Below are 17,405 nucleotides of genomic sequence, written 5' to 3'. Positions count from 1 at the left end.
TAGACGGTTCGTCAGCCCTTGATGGACGGAAGCTCGGACACCAGCCGCAGGCTCGCGTTGATGCCTTCAAGCTGGTAATGCGGGCGCAGGTAGAACCGGGCGCTGTAATAGCCCGGTCGCCCTTCGACGCTGTCCACCTGCACCTCGGCCCGCGCGAGCGGCCGCTTGGCCTTGGCCTTTTCGTCGGCCATCGCCGGATTGGCGAGGACGTAACGGTTGATCCATTCCGACAGCCATACCTGCATGTCGGCGCGTTCCTTGAACGTGCCGATCTTGTCGCGGGCGATGGCCTTGAGATAATGGGCAAAGCGGCAGACCGGGAACAGATACGGCAGGTTCGCGGACAGCCGCTCGTTCGCCTGCGCGTCCGGGTCCACCAGCCGCCCCGCCCGCGCCTCGTCGTCCTGCAACGAATGGGCGCCGATGAAGGCGGCAAGATCGGTGTTCTTGCGGTGCAGGATCGGCATGAGGCCGAGCTTGGCCAGTTCCGCCTCTCGCCGGTCGTCGATGGCGATCTCGGTCGGGCATTTCATCGCCACCGCGCCGTCGTCAGTGGGGAAGGTGTGGACCGGCAGGTTGATGACCGTGCCGCCCGACTCGACCCCCCGGATCTGCGTGCCCCAGCCGTAGAGTTTGTGGCTGCGGTTGATGTTCACCCCCATGGCGAAGGCGGCGTTCATCCAGACATAGTTGTCGTGCTTGCCGTCTATGGCCTCCTCGAAGGCGAAGCCCTTGACCGGCACCGTCGCCGCGCCATAGGGCAACCGCGCCAGAACGCGGGGCATGGCCAGGCCGATATAGCGGCTGTCCTCGCTTTCCCTGAGCGATTGCCAGCTGGCATAGTCGGGCGACGAGACGATCTGCTGCAGGTCCTGCGGGTTCGGCAGTTCCTGCCAGCTTTCCATGCGGAACAGCGATGGCGCCGCGGCGGCGATGAACGGCGCATGCGCCGAGGCGCAGACGCCCGACAGGTTGCGCAGCAGGCTCACATCGCTGGGGCGGTGGCTGAACTCGTAGGCGCCGATGATCGCGCCGATCGGCTGGCCGCCGAACATCGAATATTCGTCGGAATACACCTTCTTGAAGATCGGGGACTGGTCCCACATCTGCCCCTCGAAATCCGCGAGGGTGTCGCCCAGCTCCTCCTTGGTGATGTTCATCACCCGGATCTTCAGCTTCTGATCCGTTTCGGTGTTGTTGACCAGGTAATGCAGCCCGCGCCACGTTCCCTCGATCTGGCGGACTTCCTCGGCGTGCATGATCTCGTTGACCTGCGCCGACAGGACGCGGTCGATGCCCGCGATCAGGGACTTGATCGACCGGATCGCGTTGCCGGAAATCGCCTCGGTCCCCGTGCTTTCCAGCGCCGCGCGGGCGAGGTTCTGGACCAGGCCCTGAAGCTTCTCTCCCTCGGTGTCCTTGACCCGGAAATCCTTCTCCAGAAGCTCGCTGAACTCGTCGAGGCTCGGCGCCTCTGCGGCGGCGGGGGCGGCGGCCTCCTGCTTGCTGATCTCGGCCATCTCACGCCTCCTTGTCCGCGCCGGCGACGGCTTCGCCCGCGACGCGGGCCAGCAGCGGCTCGTTCGACAGCAGCTGGGCGATGCGCTTTTCGGCGTTCACCTTGCCGTCCATGTAACCCAGCAGCTCCTCGAGTTGGCGGCGCATCCGCAGCAGTTCGGCCAGGGCGGGCACCTGCTCGGCCATCCGGTCGGGGGCGAAGTCGCGCATCGACTTGAAGCTCAGATCGACGAACATCTCCTCGTCCGCCTCCTCGCCGGGCTTGCCGGGAAGGCGGTTCGGCACCCGCGCCTTCACCCGCGGCGACAGCGCCTCCATGAACTTGCCGAAGCGGCCCGCATCCACATCGACAAAGCTGCGCTCGCCCACCGGCTTCTGCGCCTCGCGGGTTTCGGAAGCGCCGGCGAGGTCCGCCATCACCCCCAGCACGAAGGGCAGTTCGATCGTGGTCGGGCTGCCGTAATGTTCGACGTCATAGGCGATCTGCACGCGCGGCGCGCGGTTTCGCTCGATCACCTTCTGCTTGCTCTCAGCCATCGGTTCCCCCCTTGGCCCTGGCCTTCTCGTCGGCGACCCCGGCGAGACTGCGCACTTCCTTCAGCCCCGCCGGCGCCATCTCCTCCATCAGCTGAAGGAAGGTCATCGGCACCATCCGGCGCAGCCGCCGCGCGATGAGCGGGATCGGTGAGGCAGGCTCGGTCCGCTCGTAGAAGGCAATGATGCCGTCCAGCATCCGCTCGACGTCGCGGCGCGAGGTGATCGCGGGGGCGGCGTCGGCCGTGGCAGGCTGACCCGGCTCCACCCCGGCCGGGGCCGTGGCGCTATCGGCCGGCGCGGCGGCGGCCGCCTGCCCGTCCGTCAGCGACATCGCCAGCTGATCGAGGAAACGGCCCAGCCTCGCAAAGGTGACGCCGGTGCCGTTGTCCGCCACGCGGGCCGACAGGCTGTCTTCCAGCGCCGCCAGTGCCGTCCGGGCCTGCTCCACGCCGCCGGCAAGGTCGGCCATGACGGCAGGTTCCTCGGTGGCCAGCGCCCGGCACGCGGTCCTGACCCGCTGCGCGAGCGCCTCGTGCTGCGCGATCAGCGCCGCGGTTTCGGCCTCGCCAAGCCCCGACGGCACCTCGGCCAGAAAGGCGGCGCGGGACAGGCTGCCCGCCGTGAGGTCGGCCCCGGTGAACCGCCCCAGCCCCCGCAAGGTGAACATGGTCCGATGGGACAGGTCGCAGAGCAGCCCGTCATCGGTGCTTTCCAGCTGGAACAGCGCGTTGATCCGGCGGATGGCGGCCTCGCGCGGCGAGGCGCGTTCGCGCAGTTCGGGGTGCAGGCTGGGCCAGTAGCTCTCGATCGTCCGCGTCAGCATGGACAGGCCCTCGGCCACGCCTTGGAACCCTTCCGACTGGGCCAGCGCCCGGACGACGATTACCAGCAGGCGCAGGTCGCGCCCGGTGGCGCCCAGCTCCTCGCACTGGCGCAGCACCTCGGCCCAATCGACGGCCGGTTCGCTGCCCGGCGCCTCGGCGCGGGCCGCACGGCTGGCGGGAAGGAGCAGGCGTTCCAGCGCATGGAAGCGCACGTCGTTTCGCAGGTCGATCCCTGATGGGTTCGGCTCGGAGATCGGAGCAAGGAACGCATCAAGCGAGCCCACACTGTCCGCCTTTCCAAAGCGTCAGCCGAGGGGCGGCCAGAGCTTCCCCGGAGCAAGATTGCCTGTCGCGACTCTGGCTCTATCCGTATGTCTCGGCTGATTGAATTGTCGCAGCGGGGCGTTCATCCGTCAAGGCCGCGCTTCCAGAACCCGCCGTGCAATCGCCACAAGGTTGCCGGGATTTCGGGCCTGCGCCTCGGCCAGTCCCTGGGCGAACGACTCGACCGATTCGTCGCGCGGACGGCGGACGTCGAACAGCGGCTCTTGCGACACGAAGGCGACGATCTCGCTCTTGCCGAAATCGTCGGCCGAGACCCGGAAGGCGAGCTTCGTGTTGTCCTGACCGAATTCGGCAACGGAATGAAGGACCCGTATCCTGCGGATGCCGTTCTCCACGACCCCCAGCCGGTCGATGCGATGCTCGGGCGCGGCGATGTTGGGGATCAGGTTGAAGACCTGCCCGGTATTGCCGACCAGCGCCACCGCAAGCCAACCCTGATCCAGCGCCACCGGCAGCTCGATATCGACAACCGGGTTCGCGCCTACGCCATACACACCCGAGGGATTGAGCCCGCCCGTCTGCCCGTCCGACATCCGCACGGACATCCGCCCCGAGGGCAGGTCCGGCAGCATCGCCCGGATCGCGCAGACCGAGGGGTTCACGACCTCCGTCTCGACCCGAACGGCGCGGTCGCCAACGACCCTTGCCAGCGCGTCGCGGATCGCGGCTTCGTCGCCCGGCGCGTCAATGTCCCCGGTGACGCGCACGGTGTCGCCCATCGCATAGCCATCTGCGGCGGAGTTCAGCGCCAGCGGCCCGCAGGTCGCATGGCTGGCGAGGGCGTCGGCCACCGTCCGCGCCGGAAGTATCCGCGGCCCCGCCGCCAACCGCAGGTCGAGATCGATTCCCGCCTCGGCCGCGATCCCGGAAAGCTCGGCAGCCTTCCTGTCGCGGCTCTCCCCATCGGGGGCGAGGCCGGCGAGGTGGACGCTCAGGTCCTGCGCCTCAAGGGTCCAGCCCTCCAGCCCCCCGGTGGCGGCGATAAGTTCGGCCATGACGGCAGGCCATTCCGGCGACGGAACCCCGGCGGCGAGCGTCAGCCCGCCCTCGGGCGGCATGGCGCCGGTCGCGGTGCCGAAAGCGCGGCGCAGCAGGGTTTCGGAATCGGCGTCTGGCACGTTGCCGCTGAGTTGCGGCGCGCCATCGACGCTCGCGACCAGCCGGTAAGGCGCGGCCGCCGGCAACTCGGGCGTCAGAAACCGCTGGAAGGCGCCGAACTGCCACAATACCACGAGCGCCCCCCCAAGCAGAAGGAAAAGCACGGCGGGCAGCACCCCTCGCCTGCGCGGGGCCCGGCCACCCTGCCCCGCAGAACGGCGCGACCCCCTGACCTCCCGCAGCGCCCCCTCGAACAGCTCCAGCGCGGCGGCGGTCGTCGCGGGGCGGGCCGCTGGCGACGGGGCCGCAAGCCGGTCGATCACGCCTTTGAGCGGCTCCGGCACGCCGTCCGTGTCCAGCGCCTCGCGCTTGCGGCGCACGATCTCGCCCGGCGTGGTGCCGACATCGGGAATCTCGCCGCGCCATGCCGCCAGCAGCGAGGCGCCAAGCGCATAGAGGTCCGAGCGGACATCCACCCGCCCCTCCAGCTGCTCGGGCGCGGCATATTCGTATTTGCCGGCGAAACTGTTGCCGACGATGGTCCGCGCCCCGGCAGCGGTATCCTTTGCGATGCCGAAGTCGATGATCGTGGCCTTTTCCACCGCGCCGCCGCGCAGGATGATGTTGTCAGGCGACAGGTCGCGATGGATGATGCCGCGCGCATGCGCCGCGTGCAGCCCCTCGGCCACCCGGTGCCCGAGGATCAGCAGCTCGCGCGGGTCAAACCGGCGGCGGCGCGATTCGGCGTCGAGCGAGGGACCCTCGATGTAGTCCATCACCAGAAAGACATGCCCGTCATCCGAGCGGGAACATTCCGTATAGCGCACCACCGCGTCATGGGCGATGTCGCGCATCTCCTCTTCGCGGCGCATGAGATCGATGTAATCCTCGTTGGCCGAGAACTGCCGCGCCAGCGCCTTGATCGCGACCACCCGGCCCGAGACGAGGTTGCGGGCGCGATAGACCTCGCCCGTGCCGCCGCGGCCGAGGACGCCCTCGATGTCGTAGGTGTTGTTCAGCACCTGGGCCTGGCTGAAGATGTCGGTGGGCAGCGGTGGGATCATGGGCCGGACCTCCGCAGGCTGGCCGGAAACGGGACCAAGAAAACTGTCGCCAGTGGCGCCTGACGATATTAAACTCCATTTGCAGGCCGTGTGCCGGATTTTTCGATTCCCGCCCGGCCGTTGCCCAAGGGAGAGGTCGGATGGCCGCACGGGCGATGGGCGAGACCGTCAAGCGGCGGGAACTCGTCGGCAAGCTGAACCCCGTCTGCATGCGGGCCTTTTCGGACGCCGCGCAGACCGCCAAGGCGCGGGGCAATCCCTATGTCGAGTTCGTGCATTTCATCGAACAGCTTTCGATCGCGCCTAATTCGGACTTCGAGATCCTGCTGAAATCGGCGGGCGTCGATTTCTCGCGCCTCGCGGCCGACACGACCCGCGCGCTGGACGCCCTGCCCCGCGGCGCCTCTGCGGTCGAGGAGTTCTCGGACCACATCTTCCGCGCCATTCAGGAGGCGTGGGCCTATGCCAGCCTCGAACGGGGCGAGGATACCGTCCGCTCAGGCCACATCCTGCTGGCGGCGCTGAAATCGGGGGTTCTGTCCGGGCTGCTGCTGAAGATCAGCCTTGAATACGACAAGCCGGACGCCGCTTCGCTGGCCGCCGCCCTGCCCGATCTGCTCGCCGGTTCGGCCGAACAGGACCGGCAGGCCGCGCCCGAGGCCGCGACGCCCGCGCCACGCGGGGACAGCGCGCTGACGAAATATGCGACGAACCTGACCGAGCGGGCGAAGGCTGGCAAGATCGACCCCGTCGTCGGGCGGGACGCCGAAATCCGCCAGATCATCGACATCCTGATGCGCCGCCGGCAGAACAACCCGATCCTGACCGGCGAGGCCGGGGTCGGCAAGACCGCCGTCGTCGAGGGCTTCGCGCTGCGGCTGGCGAAAGGCGATGTGCCGCCGCAGCTTGCGGGGGTGGCGCTTCAGATGCTCGACCTCGGGCTGATGCAGGCCGGCGCCAGCGTGAAGGGAGAGTTCGAGCGCCGCCTCAAATCCGTCATCGACGAGGTGCAGTCCAGCCCCGCGCCCGTGATCCTGTTCATCGACGAGGCGCATACGCTGATGGGCGCCGGGGGCGCTGCGGGCACGGGCGACGCGGCAAACCTGCTGAAGCCGGCGCTTGCGCGCGGAGAGCTGCGCACCGTCGCCGCGACCACATGGTCCGAATACAAGCAGCATATCGAGAAAGACCCGGCCCTGACCCGCCGCTTTCAGGTGGTCAAGATCGAGGAACCCTCGGAAGAAGCCGCGATCCGCATGTGCCGCGGCGTGGCCGAGGTGCTGGAACGGCATCACAAGGTCGAAATTCTCGACGAGGCCATCGAGGCCGCCGTGCGGCTGTCGCACCGCTACCTTCCCGACCGGCAGCTGCCGGACAAGGCGATCAGCCTGCTCGACACCGCCTGCGCGCGCGTGGCGGTCAGCCAGCATGCGACCCCCGCCGAGGTCGAGGACATCGAGCGGCGCCGCGCGGGCCTGCTGGTGGAGCAGGGCATCATCGAACGCGAAGCCGAGATCGGGATGGACGTGGCCGAGCGAAGCGCCGCGGTGCAGGCGGCCCTTGCCGCAGCCGAGGCCGATCTGACCGATGCGGCGGCCCGGTGGAACGCCGAGCGGGCATTGGTGGACGAGATCCTGTCGCTGCGGGCCCGGCTTCGCCGTGGCGGCGCGGCGGTGGGCGGGACGGACGGCAGCGGCATGAAGGCCCCGCAGCCAGATACGGCAGCGGCCGACTTGGCACCGGGCGATTCCTCCGCGGGCAGCAGCAAGGAGGCGTCGCCGTCCGCCGCGCCAGCATCCCAGACGGCAGCAGGCAGTGCGGAAGAGCGCGGCGCAGACGAGGCCGGCGCAGACGGGAAGGGCGCGGGCGGGAAGAGCGCGGGCGGGGACGGGGCAGACGAGGACGGGGCGAGCAACAAGGACGCGGCGATGGCTGCCGCCGAGCCGGAGCCGACCGGCAATGCCCCCGATACCGCAACCCCGCCCCCCCTTTCCCCTGCCGAGCGCGAGGAAGCCTTGCAGGCCCTGCGCGCCCGCATGTCGGAGCTCGGCGCGGCCCAAGGCGAGCGGCCGCTGATCCTGCCTTCGGTGGACCGCAGCGCCGTGGGCTCGGTCGTGCAGGACTGGACGGGCATCCCGCTGGGGCGGATGCTCACGAGCCGGACCGAAAAGGCGTTGAACCTCGCCACCATCCTGTCCCAGCGCGTCGTGGGCCAGGATCACGCCATGCGGATGGTCGCAAACCGCGTCCAGACCGCCTATGCTGATCTGGGCGCCCCCGAGAAACCCATCGGTGTCTTCCTGCTCTGCGGCCCGTCCGGCGTCGGCAAGACCGAGACGGCGCTTGCGCTGGCCGAGGCGCTCTATGGCGGCGAGCAGAACCTCATCACGATCAACATGAGCGAGTTTCAGGAGGCGCACACCGTCTCGACCCTCAAGGGCGCCCCGCCCGGTTATGTCGGCTATGGCAAGGGGGGCGTGCTGACCGAGGCCGTGCGCCGCCGCCCCTATTCGGTCGTGCTTCTCGACGAGGTCGAGAAGGCACATCCCGATGTGCACGAGATCTTCTTCCAGGTCTTCGACAAGGGCAGGATGGACGACAGCGAAGGGCGGCGGATCGACTTCAAGAACACGCTGATCCTGCTGACCTCGAACGTCGGAACCGACGAGATCATGGCTGCGGCCCGCAAAGGGGATGTCGATCCCGATGCGCTGGCCGCTAGGCTGCGCGCGCCCCTGCTGCGGGTCTTTCCGGCCGCCCTGCTCGGCCGGGTCGTGGCGATCCCCTATTACCCGCTTTCGACGGCGATGATCGAAGCGATCGCGACCCAGAAGCTGCGGGCCATCGCCGGGCGTCTGGCGCGGGGCCATGACGCCGAACTGGTCATCGGCGCGGGCACGATGGAGGTCATCCGCGCGCGCTGCACCGAGGTCGAATCCGGCGGCCGAATGATCGACGCCATCCTGACCAACACCCTGCTGCCCGAACTCAGCCGGCAGGTGCTGAACCGCCGCCTCGCCGGCGAGGCGCTGGCGCGTGTCACGGTGACCGGCGACGAACGCGGCTTTTCCTACGACTTCCAGTGACCCGGAGGATACGCGATGCCCGATGGCCAGCCGAGTGATTTCCGCTTCGATACAGGGCTGACGCAGGGATGGCTGAGGGATTTCTCGGCCTCGGGGTTTCCGCTGGTCGAGACAATCGACGGATCAGCGATGGAAGCGCGCTCGCTGGTCCCGCTCGGCCCGGCGGATCGCGGGCGCGAGGTCGTCCTGTGGTGCCCGGCCGGCGGCGCCCTCAATGCGGTCGTCCTCGGCCTCATCCGCCCGCCCGCGCTAACGGTCCGGGCCGACGAGGGCGCCGTGCAGATCATCGAGGCGCGCGAGCGGCTCGAACTGCGCTGCGGTCCGGCGAGCCTCACGCTGTTCTCCGATGGCCGGGTCGAGATCCGCGGCACCCAGATCCTGAGCCGCGCGCAGGGCGCCCAGCGGATACAGGGGGCGAGCGTCCATCTCAACTGAGGCGATCAAAAGGAAAGTGCCGGCAGCGGAACGCCGGCACTCGCAACGTCGGATCGGCGTCTGCCTCAGCCCGTCACAAGCGGGCAGGTCGATTGATCCAGCGGGGTGGCGGTCTGCTCGGCCGGGATGGTGCTGAGGATCTTGAAGTAGTCCCACTCTCCCGACGATTCCTCCGGCGTCTTGACCTCGAACAGATACATGTCGGTGATCATGCGCCCATCCTCGCGGATGCGGCCGTTGGGGGCGAAGGCGTCGTGGACCGGCATCTCGCGCATCTTGGCGGCGACCGCGGGGCCGTCGTCGCTGTTCAGCTCGTCGATGGCGCGCAGATAATGCAGGACCGACGAATAGGTGCCGGCCTGGATCATGCCCGGCATCCGGCCGGTCTTTTCCATGAAGCGCTGCGCGAACTCGCGGCTCGCATCGTCGCGGTCGTGGTAATACGAGGTCGTGCCGGTCAGGCCCTGCGCGGTCCCGAGTCCCATGGCGTGCACGTCGCTGATGACGATGTTCAGCGCGGCGATGGTCTGGCCCGCCTGGGTGATCCCGAACTCGGCCGCGCCCTTGACCGCGTTCACCGTGTCGGTGCCGCCATTGGCAAGGCCGATGACCTGCGCGCCCGAGCTTTGCGCCTGCAGCAGGAAGGACGAGAAGTCCATCGTGTTCAGCGGGTGGCGCACCTCGCCGACGATGTTGCCGCCATTGGCCTTCACGGTGTCGCTAAGGCTTTCGGCCATCTGGTGACCGAAGGCGTAGTCGGCGGTGATCAGGAACCAGTCGGTCTTGCCCTGCCCCACCAGCGCCGAGGCGGTGCCGACCGACTGCGAATAGGTGTCCCAGCCCCAGTGAAAGCCGGTGGGCGAACAGGCGGCGTTGGTCAGCTCGGTCGTGGCGGGCGCCGACATCAGGGTGATCTTGCCCTGATCCTTGGCCATCGTCGTCACCGCGATCGCGGCGGCCGAGTTGGTCATGTCGGCGATCGCGTCCACGCCCTGCGTGTCGAACCACTGCCGGGCGGTGGTGGCGGCGACGTCGGGCTTGTTCTGGTGATCGGTCGCGATGACCTCGACCGTGATCCCGTTCTTGCCGCCGTTGAACTCCTCGACGGCGAGCCTGGCCGCCTCGACCGAGGTCGGGCCGCTGAAGTCGGAATAGGGCCCGGACAGATCGGACAGGACGCCGATGCGGACCACCCCGTCCGAGATTTCGGCCTGCGCGACGGCGGTCGAGCCAAGCAGGACGGCAGCAATGCCGAGTGCGAATTTCATGTGTCAGTTTCCTCCCATATCTGGCCGGCTTCGCCCCGAAGAGCGACGAAAGGACCGGCACCGCCCGGCCACGAGCGCGGTGCCGATCCTCGTCGGGTCAGCTGTTGCTGGGGAACGACATCGACAGGCCCTCGTCAACCGATTCCGGTTCCGGCCAGCGATGCGAGACGGTCTTCATCTTGGTGTAGAACCGCGCCGCATCGGGGCCGAACATATGCGCGTCGCCGAACTTCGACCGGCGCAGGCCGCCGAAGTTGTGATAGCCGACCGGGATCGGAATCGGGACGTTGACGCCGATCATGCCCGCCTCGACATCGTTCGCAAAACGCTGCGAGGCATAGCCGCTGCGGGTGAAGATCGCCGCGCCGTTGCCGTATTCATGGGCGTTGACGATATCCAGCGCCTCGTCCAGGTCCTTGGCCCGCATGAACGCGCGCACCGGGCCGAAGATTTCCTCCTGCCACAGCTGCATGTCCATGGTGACGTTGTCCACCAGCGACGGGCCGCAGAAATAGCCGTCCTCGTAGCCGTCGATCTTCAGGTCGCGGCCATCGACGACCAGCTCGCCGCCTTCGTCCACCGCCCGCGCGATGGCGTCGTTGACGGATTTCTGCGCGCCGGCCGTGACGACCGGGCCGAAGTCGGCCCCCTTGGTGTCCCAGGCGCCGACCCGCAGCCCGCCGATCAGCGCGACGACCTTCTCGCGCAGCTTCGTCGCCGTTTCCTCGCCCACCACGACGGCGACCGAAATCGCCATGCAGCGCTGGCTGGCCGAGCCGTAGCCCGCGCTGACGAAGGCCGACGCCGCCTGGTCCAGATCGGCGTCCGGCATGACGATCATGTGGTTCTTGCCGCCCGTGTAAGCCGCCACGCGCTTGTTGTGCGAGGTGCCCTTCTGGTAGATGTATTCGCCCACACCGGTCGAGCCGACGAAGCTGATCGCGCCGATGGCCGGATGCTCGAGGATTGCGTCCACGATCTCCTTGTCGCCGTTCACGAGGCTCCACACGCCGTCGGGCAGCCCGGCCTCGGTCCAGAGCTTGCTCAGATGCGCGGCGGCGCCCGGCACCCGCTCGGAGGGCTTCAGGATCACGGCGTTGCCGGTGGCGACCGCCATCGCGGTCATCGCCAGCGGGACCATGACGGGGAAGTTGAACGGCGCGATGCAGGCGACGATCCCGACCGGCTGGCGGAACGAGAACATGTCGATGTTGCCGCCGACGTTGCGGGTGAATTCGCCCTTGGTCACATGCGGCTCGGCCGCGGCGAATTCCAGCGCCTCGACCCCGCGCCCGATCTCGCCCTTGGCGTCGTCGATGGTCTTGCCGTTCTCCTTGCCGATCAGCTCGGCGAGGATCTCGGTGTCGCGGATCACCAGCTCGCGCATCTTGAAGATGACCTGCATCCGCCGCGCATGCGACTGGTTGCCCCAGTTCCGTCCGGCCTTGCCTGCGATCTCGCAGACGCGGTCCAGCGTCGCCCGGTCGGCATAGTTCAGCTGATAGGCCACCTCGCCGGTGGCCGGGTTGTAGACCGGCCCCGTGCGCGTCCCCAGACCGGGGTCGAAGGCTCCGCCGATGAAGTGATTGGCTCCGTCCATGTCTTCCTCCGTTCGTCCGGCCGCTTATGCAGGCCGCGTGAAAAGTTTCTGAATGCTGGAAAAATCGGCGCGCGGCGCATCCTGCCCGCGGCGCGCCTGCAGCATATACATGCTCTGCGCCAATGCCCCGAACGGCACCGAGGCCCCCGCGTCCCGCGCATTGGCCACCGCCAGGTTGAGATCCTTGAGCATCAGCCCAAGCTGGAAGCCGCCCGCATAGTCGTGGCTGGCCGGCGCCTCGGGCATCACGCCCGGCCACGGGTTCCAGCGGTCCAGCACGAAGCTGCCGGCGGTGCTGCCCGCCATGATCCCCGACAGCGTCTCGGGGTCGAGACCCTGCGAGATGCCCAGCGCCAGCGCCTCGGCCGTCGCGGCCATCACCACCGCCACGGTCATGTTGTTGCACAGCTTGGCGACCTGTCCCGCGCCGCTGTCCCCCGCATGAACGATCATCCGCCCCATGTTCTTCAGCACCGGCTCAGCCTGCGCAAAGTCTTCGCCCGCGCCGCCGACCATGAAGGACAGCGTGCCGTCGGCCGCGCCGCGCGGGCCGCCCGACACGGGCGCGTCGATGGTCCGCAGGCCCTTCTCGGCCGCCGCGCGGGCGATCCGGCGCGAGGTATCCGGGCTGATGGTCGAGCAGTCGATCAGCAGCGGCCGCGCCGACAGCCGTTCGATCAGCCCGTCGTTCCCCAGCATCACGCGCGAGACGATGGCGTCATTCGGCAGCATGGTGATGACGAAGTCGGCACCCTGGGCAGCCTCGACGGCGGTCCCGGCGGCCGTCGCGCCTTCCGCGGCCAAGGCGACGCAGGCATCCGCGGTCACGTCGAAAACCCGAAGCTCGTGCCCTGCCTTCAGCAGGTTGCGCGCCATTGGGGCACCCATGGTGCCCAGCCCGATGAAGCCGATGACCGACAAGCCTTCCTCCCCCGGAAATGCGGCGCAAGGATCATCTGCGCGTGTCGGCAGAAGGCCCCTTTCCTCATGGGACCACCGGCACGGCGCAGCATTGCCTTCCTCCCGCAATGCACCTTCGTCCAAGCCTATACCATGTCGCCGAAGCTTCATGATAGACGAGGATGTGCAGACTGGCCGTGCAAAATTGCACAGAGCCTGCATAGGACGGGAGCCGGGGCGACGATCATGGAATGGGACGATCTGCGTCATTTCGTCGAGCTGGCGCGGGCCGGCACGCTGAGCGGTGCCGCCAAGCGGATGGACGTGACCCACACCACGATCTCGCGCCGCCTGCAGCGGCTGGAACAGCGCATCGGCGAGCCACTGTTCCTCCGCAGCCGGCAAGGCTACGCCCTGACCGCGCGGGGCGAGGCGCTGTGGATCGAGGCGCAGCGGATCGAGGCCGCCTTCGCCCGCATCGGCCAGCAGTTGCCCGAACGGCCGGAGGGCCTGTCGGGGCTGGTCCGCATCGGCTGCACCGAAGGTTTCGGGACGCAGATCATCGCCCCCCTCATCACCAGATTGCAGCAGAAATACCCGGCGCTGCAGATCGACCTGATCGTCCAGCCCCGGCCCATCCTGCTGACGAAGAACGAGGCCGACATCCTCATCACCATCGATCGCCCCGAGCGCGGTCCTTACGCGGTGGCCCGGCTGACCGACTACTCGCTCCATCTCTATGCCTCGCCCGGCTATCTCGACCGGGCGGGCCCTCCGTCGGGGCCGGAGGACCTCACCTCTCACCGCCTCATCGGCTATGTCGGAGAACACAGCCCCGCCCGCGATCTGCCCAATGTCACACAACTCGGCCCCGCGGACCTGCTCTCCATCCGCAGCACCAGCATCATCGCCCAGAAGGCGATGGTGGCATCGGGCGCCGGGATCGCCCTGCTGCCCGACTTCATCGTGAGTGAAACGGATGACCTCGTGCGCGTGCTCGATCAGGTCGCGTTCCACCGCAGCTTCTGGATGATCGTGCCGGTATCGCTGCGGCAGATCGCGCGGATCAGGGTCGTGGCCGACACGATCGCCGAACTGATCCGGCAGCAACGGTCACGGCTGATCCGCTGAGGGCTTGCCGCGAGGTGTGCCGACATCCGCGCCTTGCACACAGTCGGATGCGGGCGCCCTCAGGAACATCCCGCCGGCGGCGTGAGCAGGCCATGGCCGAAGATGTTGTCGCGTCCCTCGGCGCCCAGGTCGCGCGTCCGCTCCAGCAGGCGGGCCCGCACCTCCGCAGCCGTCAGCGACGGCTGCGCCTGCAGCAGCAGCGCGGCGGCGGCGCTGACGAAGGGGGCCGCGTATGAGGTTCCGGTCTTGGTGCGCGCGCCGCTGACCGAGGCGGCGGTCCAGACGTCCACGCCCGGCGCCGCGATGTCGATATGGGGGCCGCGATTGGCGCGGCGATAGACCGCGCCGCGGCGATCGACCCCGGTCACCGCGATGACCTGCGGATAGGCGGCGGGATAGGCTGGCGGGGCCGAGGGTCCCATGTTTCCCGCAGCGGCGATCAGCACGAGGCCCTGCCGCTCCATCTCGGCGATCTGCGCTTCCAGCGCGTCATTGGGCGGCCCGGCGAGCGAAAGATTGACGATCCTGGCCTGCCGGTCCCGCAGGTGGTCGAGCGCCCGGACAAGCGCGAAGGCATCGGTGCGCTGATCCTGCCCGGCGCGGTGAAAAGCGTCCACGGCCACCAGTTCGGCCTGCGGGACCAGCCCCGGCGCCCGGCTCTCCGGGTCGCCGACCAGCAGCGAGGCAACCGCCGTGCCGTGCAGCAGATCCGACGGGGCGCGCTCGTCCTCCATCCGGTGCAGGTCGATGCTGGCCCCGGCGAGCGCCTCGTGCCGCGTGTTCACGCCGGTATCGACCATGCCCATGCGCGGCAGCGGCCCGCATGTCGCCGCCGAGACGGGCCAGTCGATCATCTGCCGGGCCGGGCAGTCGATGCCCTCGCAATTCGCGGCCTGCTCCGATCGGTAGAAGTGGTTGAAGTCGCTGCGGCCTGCCGGCGCGGACTGGCGAGCGGCAGAAAGCGCCTCGTCCATGGTCAGGACCGCCGGCTTGCGCAGACGGGCGAGGGTTTCGCCGCTGGCCAGGACGCTGCGCTCCAGCACCGTGAAGTCCTGCTGCGACAGCTCCGCCAGTTCCTGATCGGAGAGGCCGCGGACCAGTATCTCGTTCCCGGCCCGCTGCGGCAGCGGGATCGGCCGCGCGGGTGCCGCCCGCACGCGCGGGCCGTCATCATCGTCATCGTCATCGTCGTCGTCGCCGCCGTCATCGTCGTCGTCATCCTCGTCGGCGAACGCCGAGGCGAGCAGCCACACCCCCTCCGCATCGATGCGCGGCTGGAGCGTGAGCGACATCGACGCAGCCAACAGGATGAGCAGGACCTTCCGCATGAACTTGCCTCTTTGCTTGCCTTCACGGACAACTACGCTTCGGAACGGGAAATCTTCCACATGGTCAAGCGGTCGGAGGGTGGCATGGATGCGGAGTTCGGCGAAGCGCTGATCCGTCTGCTGCCGAACCTGCGGCGCTATGCGCTGTCGCTCGCCCGCCGCAGCGATGTCGCCGACGATCTGGTCCAGATCACGGTCGAACGGGCGATCACTGCCGCCGGCAGCCATGATCCGGCCACGCGGATCGAGCCGTGGCTGTTCCGCATCCTGCGCAACGCCTTCATCGACATGACCCGCCGCCAGCGGACCCGCGGCGCCGAAGTCGATGTGTTCGACATCCCCGAGGCGCTGCCCGTCGATACGGAACGGGGCATCGAGGCGCGGCTGATGCTGCGATCCACGCAGGGCGCGATGCGGGAGCTGCCGGTGGAGCAGCGCGAGGTGCTGGAACTCGTCGGCATCCATGAGCTGAGCTACGCCGAGGCCGCCGAGGTGCTGGAGATTCCGCGCGGCACGGTGATGAGCCGCCTGTCCCGCGCCCGCGTCGCGCTAGCCGAAAAGCTGGGAATAAAATGACCCGTCGCACGTTCCTTCATGTGACCCCTCAGACTGGCCGAGGCACTGCGCATGCAGATTACCGATGAAATCCTGATGGCGTTCGCCGACGGCGAGTTGGACGCTCACGACTCGCGCGATGTTGCCGCCGCGATCGAGGCCGATCCGCAGTTGCAGGCCCGGCTGCGGATGTTCAGCGAGACGCGCCGCCTGCTCGGCGAGGAAGCTGCCGCGCCGCAACCCGCGCATGACGATGCGGCACTGATCGCACGCATCCGCTCGGCGGCCCGAGCGCCCGCCACGGCGTCTGAACCGGCCCCTGCGCCACCCCGAATGTCGGCGCCGGTCGCCGCCAACCTCAACCGCCGTCCGCTCGCCATGATCGCGGCGGCGCTGGCGGCGGCGGTTGTCGGGCTTTCCTGGTGGCAGTTCGGCGGTCCGGCCGGCGACATGGCGGGGGCGGAACTGGCCGCGCTCGACGGACTCGCCTCCGGCGAAAGCCGGGAGCTTCCCAACGGGCAGAGCCTCGTGATGATCGCCTCGTACGTGACCGGCGGCGACGAGTTCTGCCGGGAATACGAAACCCGTTCCGCCGCGGCGGCGACGCTGGTCGTCGCCTGCCGCGAGGACGGCGGCTGGACGCAGCGCTTCGCCATGGACATGACCGAGGCCGAAGGCTACGCGCCCACGTCCGGCGGGATCGAGGCGCTCGATGCGTTTCTGGTGACGAGCGGCGCGGGCGAGCCGCTGACACCGGAGGAAGAGGCAGCCTTGCTGGCGGCCCTGCCCTGACCCGCTGGGGTCACATCGGCGTGAGGTTAGCGGGGCGGATGCGGTGGCCGGGAATAACCGCCAGCCTGCGCCGTAATCCTCCTGCGGCACCCAACGCGCCGCCTCGGAAACAGGAGAAGATCATGCAGATCGTGAAGATCACGGCTCTCGGCGCGCTGCTTGCCGGCGCGTCCGCCCCCGCCCCCACGTTCGCCGATCCGCTGGAGCGGATCCTGAACGGCGTCGTCCTGTCGCAGACCGGCCGCTCCTATCACGACGACGATGATGATGATGATGACGGTCGTTTCCGCCAACGCCTTCATCGCTACGACGACGACGATGATGACGATGGCCGCCGCCGCGCAGTCCGCGGCTGGCAGGGCGATGACGACGACGATGATGACGGCAGGCGCCGCCACCGGCGCGGTCCGCATCGGGATGACGACGACGATTGATCCACGTCCCAATGCACGGGATCGCGGGAGTGCCGGCCGCCCGCCGGCACTTCCGCGATTGCCCCCTCAGCGCAGGCCGCGCCGGTTCATCAATCGCAGCGTCAGCCTGCGCCCCGCGCGCAGCACCGGATACAGGATCGCCGCGCGCCGGGGTGAACGCAGCAGCACCTGCATTACGCCCCTATCGGAAAGCGCCGAAAGCAGCTGCACCGCATCGGCCCCGTGAAAGAGCCGCCCGCCGTGCCGCACCGCCATCCCTTCGTCGAGGTCCAGCCCGGCTCGCAGCAGCCGGGCGACCTTCGGATCGCCCGAGCGCGCGTCGATCAGCTCGACCCGCCCCACGGCGCGGCGCAGGTTGAGCATCCGCACATAGGCGCTGCAGAACGGGCATTCGCCGTCGTAGTAGATCTCGAGCGCGTCGGCCATTTTGCTACCCTTCTCGGCTGCACAGGGAATAACGCGCCGCCCGCCGCGTAATTCCATCACGAGG

At 68.6% G+C, this 17,405-nt stretch carries 15 protein-coding genes; 6 read left to right on the top strand and 9 right to left on the bottom strand.

The window, feature by feature from the left end; genetic code table 11:
* Window positions 1–11: 11 nt before the first annotated feature.
* From tssC to KTN05_RS03380, 4 genes are all read right to left on the bottom strand, one after another.
* The gene (tssC, locus tag KTN05_RS03395) at window positions 12–1,520 is read right to left on the bottom strand and encodes a type VI secretion system contractile sheath large subunit (protein WP_217327970.1); all 1,509 of its coding nucleotides are present in this window, start codon (window positions 1,518–1,520) and stop codon (window positions 12–14) included.
* A gap of 1 nt (window position 1,521) precedes the next feature.
* The gene (tssB, locus tag KTN05_RS03390) at window positions 1,522–2,055 is read right to left on the bottom strand and encodes a type VI secretion system contractile sheath small subunit (RefSeq protein ID WP_217327969.1); all 534 of its coding nucleotides are present in this window, start codon (window positions 2,053–2,055) and stop codon (window positions 1,522–1,524) included.
* Window positions 2,048–3,163: a type VI secretion system ImpA family N-terminal domain-containing protein gene (locus tag KTN05_RS03385; RefSeq protein WP_217327968.1), complete on the bottom strand. Its 1,116-nt coding sequence runs from the start codon at window positions 3,161–3,163 to the stop codon at window positions 2,048–2,050. Before KTN05_RS03385 ends, tssB begins: the two co-directional genes overlap by 8 nt.
* Before the next feature lie 129 nt (window positions 3,164–3,292).
* The gene (locus KTN05_RS03380; protein WP_217327967.1) at window positions 3,293–5,386 is read right to left on the bottom strand and encodes a serine/threonine-protein kinase; all 2,094 of its coding nucleotides are present in this window, start codon (window positions 5,384–5,386) and stop codon (window positions 3,293–3,295) included.
* Between the two features lie 140 nt (window positions 5,387–5,526).
* Here KTN05_RS03380 and KTN05_RS18025 point away from each other — a divergent pair, with 140 nt between their 5' ends.
* Window positions 5,527–8,472 carry an ATP-dependent Clp protease ATP-binding subunit gene (locus tag KTN05_RS18025; RefSeq protein ID WP_254367956.1) on the top strand — a complete coding sequence of 982 codons (2,946 nt, stop codon included), beginning with the start codon at window positions 5,527–5,529 and terminating at the stop codon, window positions 8,470–8,472.
* 15 nt (window positions 8,473–8,487) lie between these two features.
* Window positions 8,488–8,907, top strand: a complete 420-nt coding sequence (locus KTN05_RS03365) for a hypothetical protein (RefSeq protein ID WP_217327966.1) — start codon at window positions 8,488–8,490, stop codon at window positions 8,905–8,907.
* Window positions 8,908–8,972: 65 nt separating this feature from the next.
* On the opposite strand, the gene KTN05_RS03360 is transcribed toward KTN05_RS03365, so the two are convergent.
* From KTN05_RS03360 to mmsB, 3 genes are all read right to left on the bottom strand, one after another.
* Window positions 8,973–10,175 carry an ABC transporter substrate-binding protein gene (locus tag KTN05_RS03360; protein WP_217327965.1) on the bottom strand — a complete coding sequence of 401 codons (1,203 nt, stop codon included), beginning with the start codon at window positions 10,173–10,175 and terminating at the stop codon, window positions 8,973–8,975.
* A 97-nt stretch (window positions 10,176–10,272) separates the two neighbouring features.
* Entirely contained in the window at window positions 10,273–11,775 is a 1,503-nt protein-coding gene (locus tag KTN05_RS03355) for a CoA-acylating methylmalonate-semialdehyde dehydrogenase (protein ID WP_217327964.1), read from the bottom strand.
* A gap of 24 nt (window positions 11,776–11,799) precedes the next feature.
* A complete protein-coding gene (mmsB, locus tag KTN05_RS03350; RefSeq protein WP_217327963.1) occupies window positions 11,800–12,696 on the bottom strand; it encodes a 3-hydroxyisobutyrate dehydrogenase in 897 nt (298 codons plus the stop codon).
* A gap of 225 nt (window positions 12,697–12,921) precedes the next feature.
* On the opposite strand from mmsB, the gene KTN05_RS03345 reads away from it, so the two are divergent.
* Window positions 12,922–13,806: a LysR family transcriptional regulator gene (locus KTN05_RS03345; protein WP_217327962.1), complete on the top strand. Its 885-nt coding sequence runs from the start codon at window positions 12,922–12,924 to the stop codon at window positions 13,804–13,806.
* A gap of 59 nt (window positions 13,807–13,865) precedes the next feature.
* Here the strand turns inward: KTN05_RS03345 and KTN05_RS03340 are convergent, their stop codons facing one another.
* Entirely contained in the window at window positions 13,866–15,134 is a 1,269-nt protein-coding gene (locus KTN05_RS03340; RefSeq protein WP_217327961.1) for a S8 family serine peptidase, read from the bottom strand.
* 60 nt (window positions 15,135–15,194) lie between these two features.
* Here KTN05_RS03340 and KTN05_RS03335 point away from each other — a divergent pair, with 60 nt between their 5' ends.
* The 3 genes from KTN05_RS03335 (at window position 15,195) to KTN05_RS03325 (ending at window position 16,915) form a co-directional block, all read left to right on the top strand.
* A complete protein-coding gene (locus tag KTN05_RS03335) occupies window positions 15,195–15,710 on the top strand; it encodes an RNA polymerase sigma factor (protein ID WP_254367955.1) in 516 nt (171 codons plus the stop codon).
* A 51-nt stretch (window positions 15,711–15,761) separates the two neighbouring features.
* Window positions 15,762–16,481, top strand: coding sequence for an anti-sigma factor (locus KTN05_RS03330; RefSeq protein WP_217327960.1), 720 nt, complete (start codon window positions 15,762–15,764; stop codon window positions 16,479–16,481).
* A 122-nt stretch (window positions 16,482–16,603) separates the two neighbouring features.
* Window positions 16,604–16,915, top strand: coding sequence for a hypothetical protein (locus KTN05_RS03325; RefSeq protein ID WP_217327959.1), 312 nt, complete (start codon window positions 16,604–16,606; stop codon window positions 16,913–16,915).
* A gap of 66 nt (window positions 16,916–16,981) precedes the next feature.
* Here the strand turns inward: KTN05_RS03325 and KTN05_RS03320 are convergent, their stop codons facing one another.
* Window positions 16,982–17,341, bottom strand: coding sequence for a DCC1-like thiol-disulfide oxidoreductase family protein (locus tag KTN05_RS03320; RefSeq protein WP_217327958.1), 360 nt, complete (start codon window positions 17,339–17,341; stop codon window positions 16,982–16,984).
* Window positions 17,342–17,405 lie beyond the last annotated feature (64 nt).

This window comes from Paracoccus sp. Z118, from assembly GCF_019061185.1.
Taxonomy (GTDB): Bacteria; Pseudomonadota; Alphaproteobacteria; order Rhodobacterales; family Rhodobacteraceae; genus Paracoccus.
This window is presented reverse-complemented; position numbering and strand designations above follow the sequence as displayed.

Excerpts from the sequence above, each read along its gene's own strand:
- tssC (WP_217327970.1), bottom strand. The coding sequence starts at position 1,520 with ATGGCCGAGATCAGCAAGCAGGAGGCCGCCGCCCCCGCCGCCGCAGAG.
- tssB (WP_217327969.1), bottom strand. The coding sequence starts at position 2,055 with ATGGCTGAGAGCAAGCAGAAGGTGATCGAGCGAAACCGCGCGCCGCGC.
- KTN05_RS03380 (WP_217327967.1), bottom strand. The coding sequence starts at position 5,386 with ATGATCCCACCGCTGCCCACCGACATCTTCAGCCAGGCCCAGGTGCTG.
- KTN05_RS18025 (WP_254367956.1), top strand. The coding sequence starts at position 5,527 with ATGGCCGCACGGGCGATGGGCGAGACCGTCAAGCGGCGGGAACTCGTC.
- KTN05_RS03365 (WP_217327966.1), top strand. The coding sequence starts at position 8,488 with ATGCCCGATGGCCAGCCGAGTGATTTCCGCTTCGATACAGGGCTGACG.
- KTN05_RS03360 (WP_217327965.1), bottom strand. The coding sequence starts at position 10,175 with ATGAAATTCGCACTCGGCATTGCTGCCGTCCTGCTTGGCTCGACCGCC.
- KTN05_RS03355 (WP_217327964.1), bottom strand. The coding sequence starts at position 11,775 with ATGGACGGAGCCAATCACTTCATCGGCGGAGCCTTCGACCCCGGTCTG.
- KTN05_RS03345 (WP_217327962.1), top strand. The coding sequence starts at position 12,922 with ATGGAATGGGACGATCTGCGTCATTTCGTCGAGCTGGCGCGGGCCGGC.
- KTN05_RS03340 (WP_217327961.1), bottom strand. The coding sequence starts at position 15,134 with ATGCGGAAGGTCCTGCTCATCCTGTTGGCTGCGTCGATGTCGCTCACG.
- KTN05_RS03335 (WP_254367955.1), top strand. The coding sequence starts at position 15,195 with ATGGTCAAGCGGTCGGAGGGTGGCATGGATGCGGAGTTCGGCGAAGCG.
- KTN05_RS03330 (WP_217327960.1), top strand. The coding sequence starts at position 15,762 with ATGCAGATTACCGATGAAATCCTGATGGCGTTCGCCGACGGCGAGTTG.
- KTN05_RS03325 (WP_217327959.1), top strand. The coding sequence starts at position 16,604 with ATGCAGATCGTGAAGATCACGGCTCTCGGCGCGCTGCTTGCCGGCGCG.
- KTN05_RS03320 (WP_217327958.1), bottom strand. The coding sequence starts at position 17,341 with ATGGCCGACGCGCTCGAGATCTACTACGACGGCGAATGCCCGTTCTGC.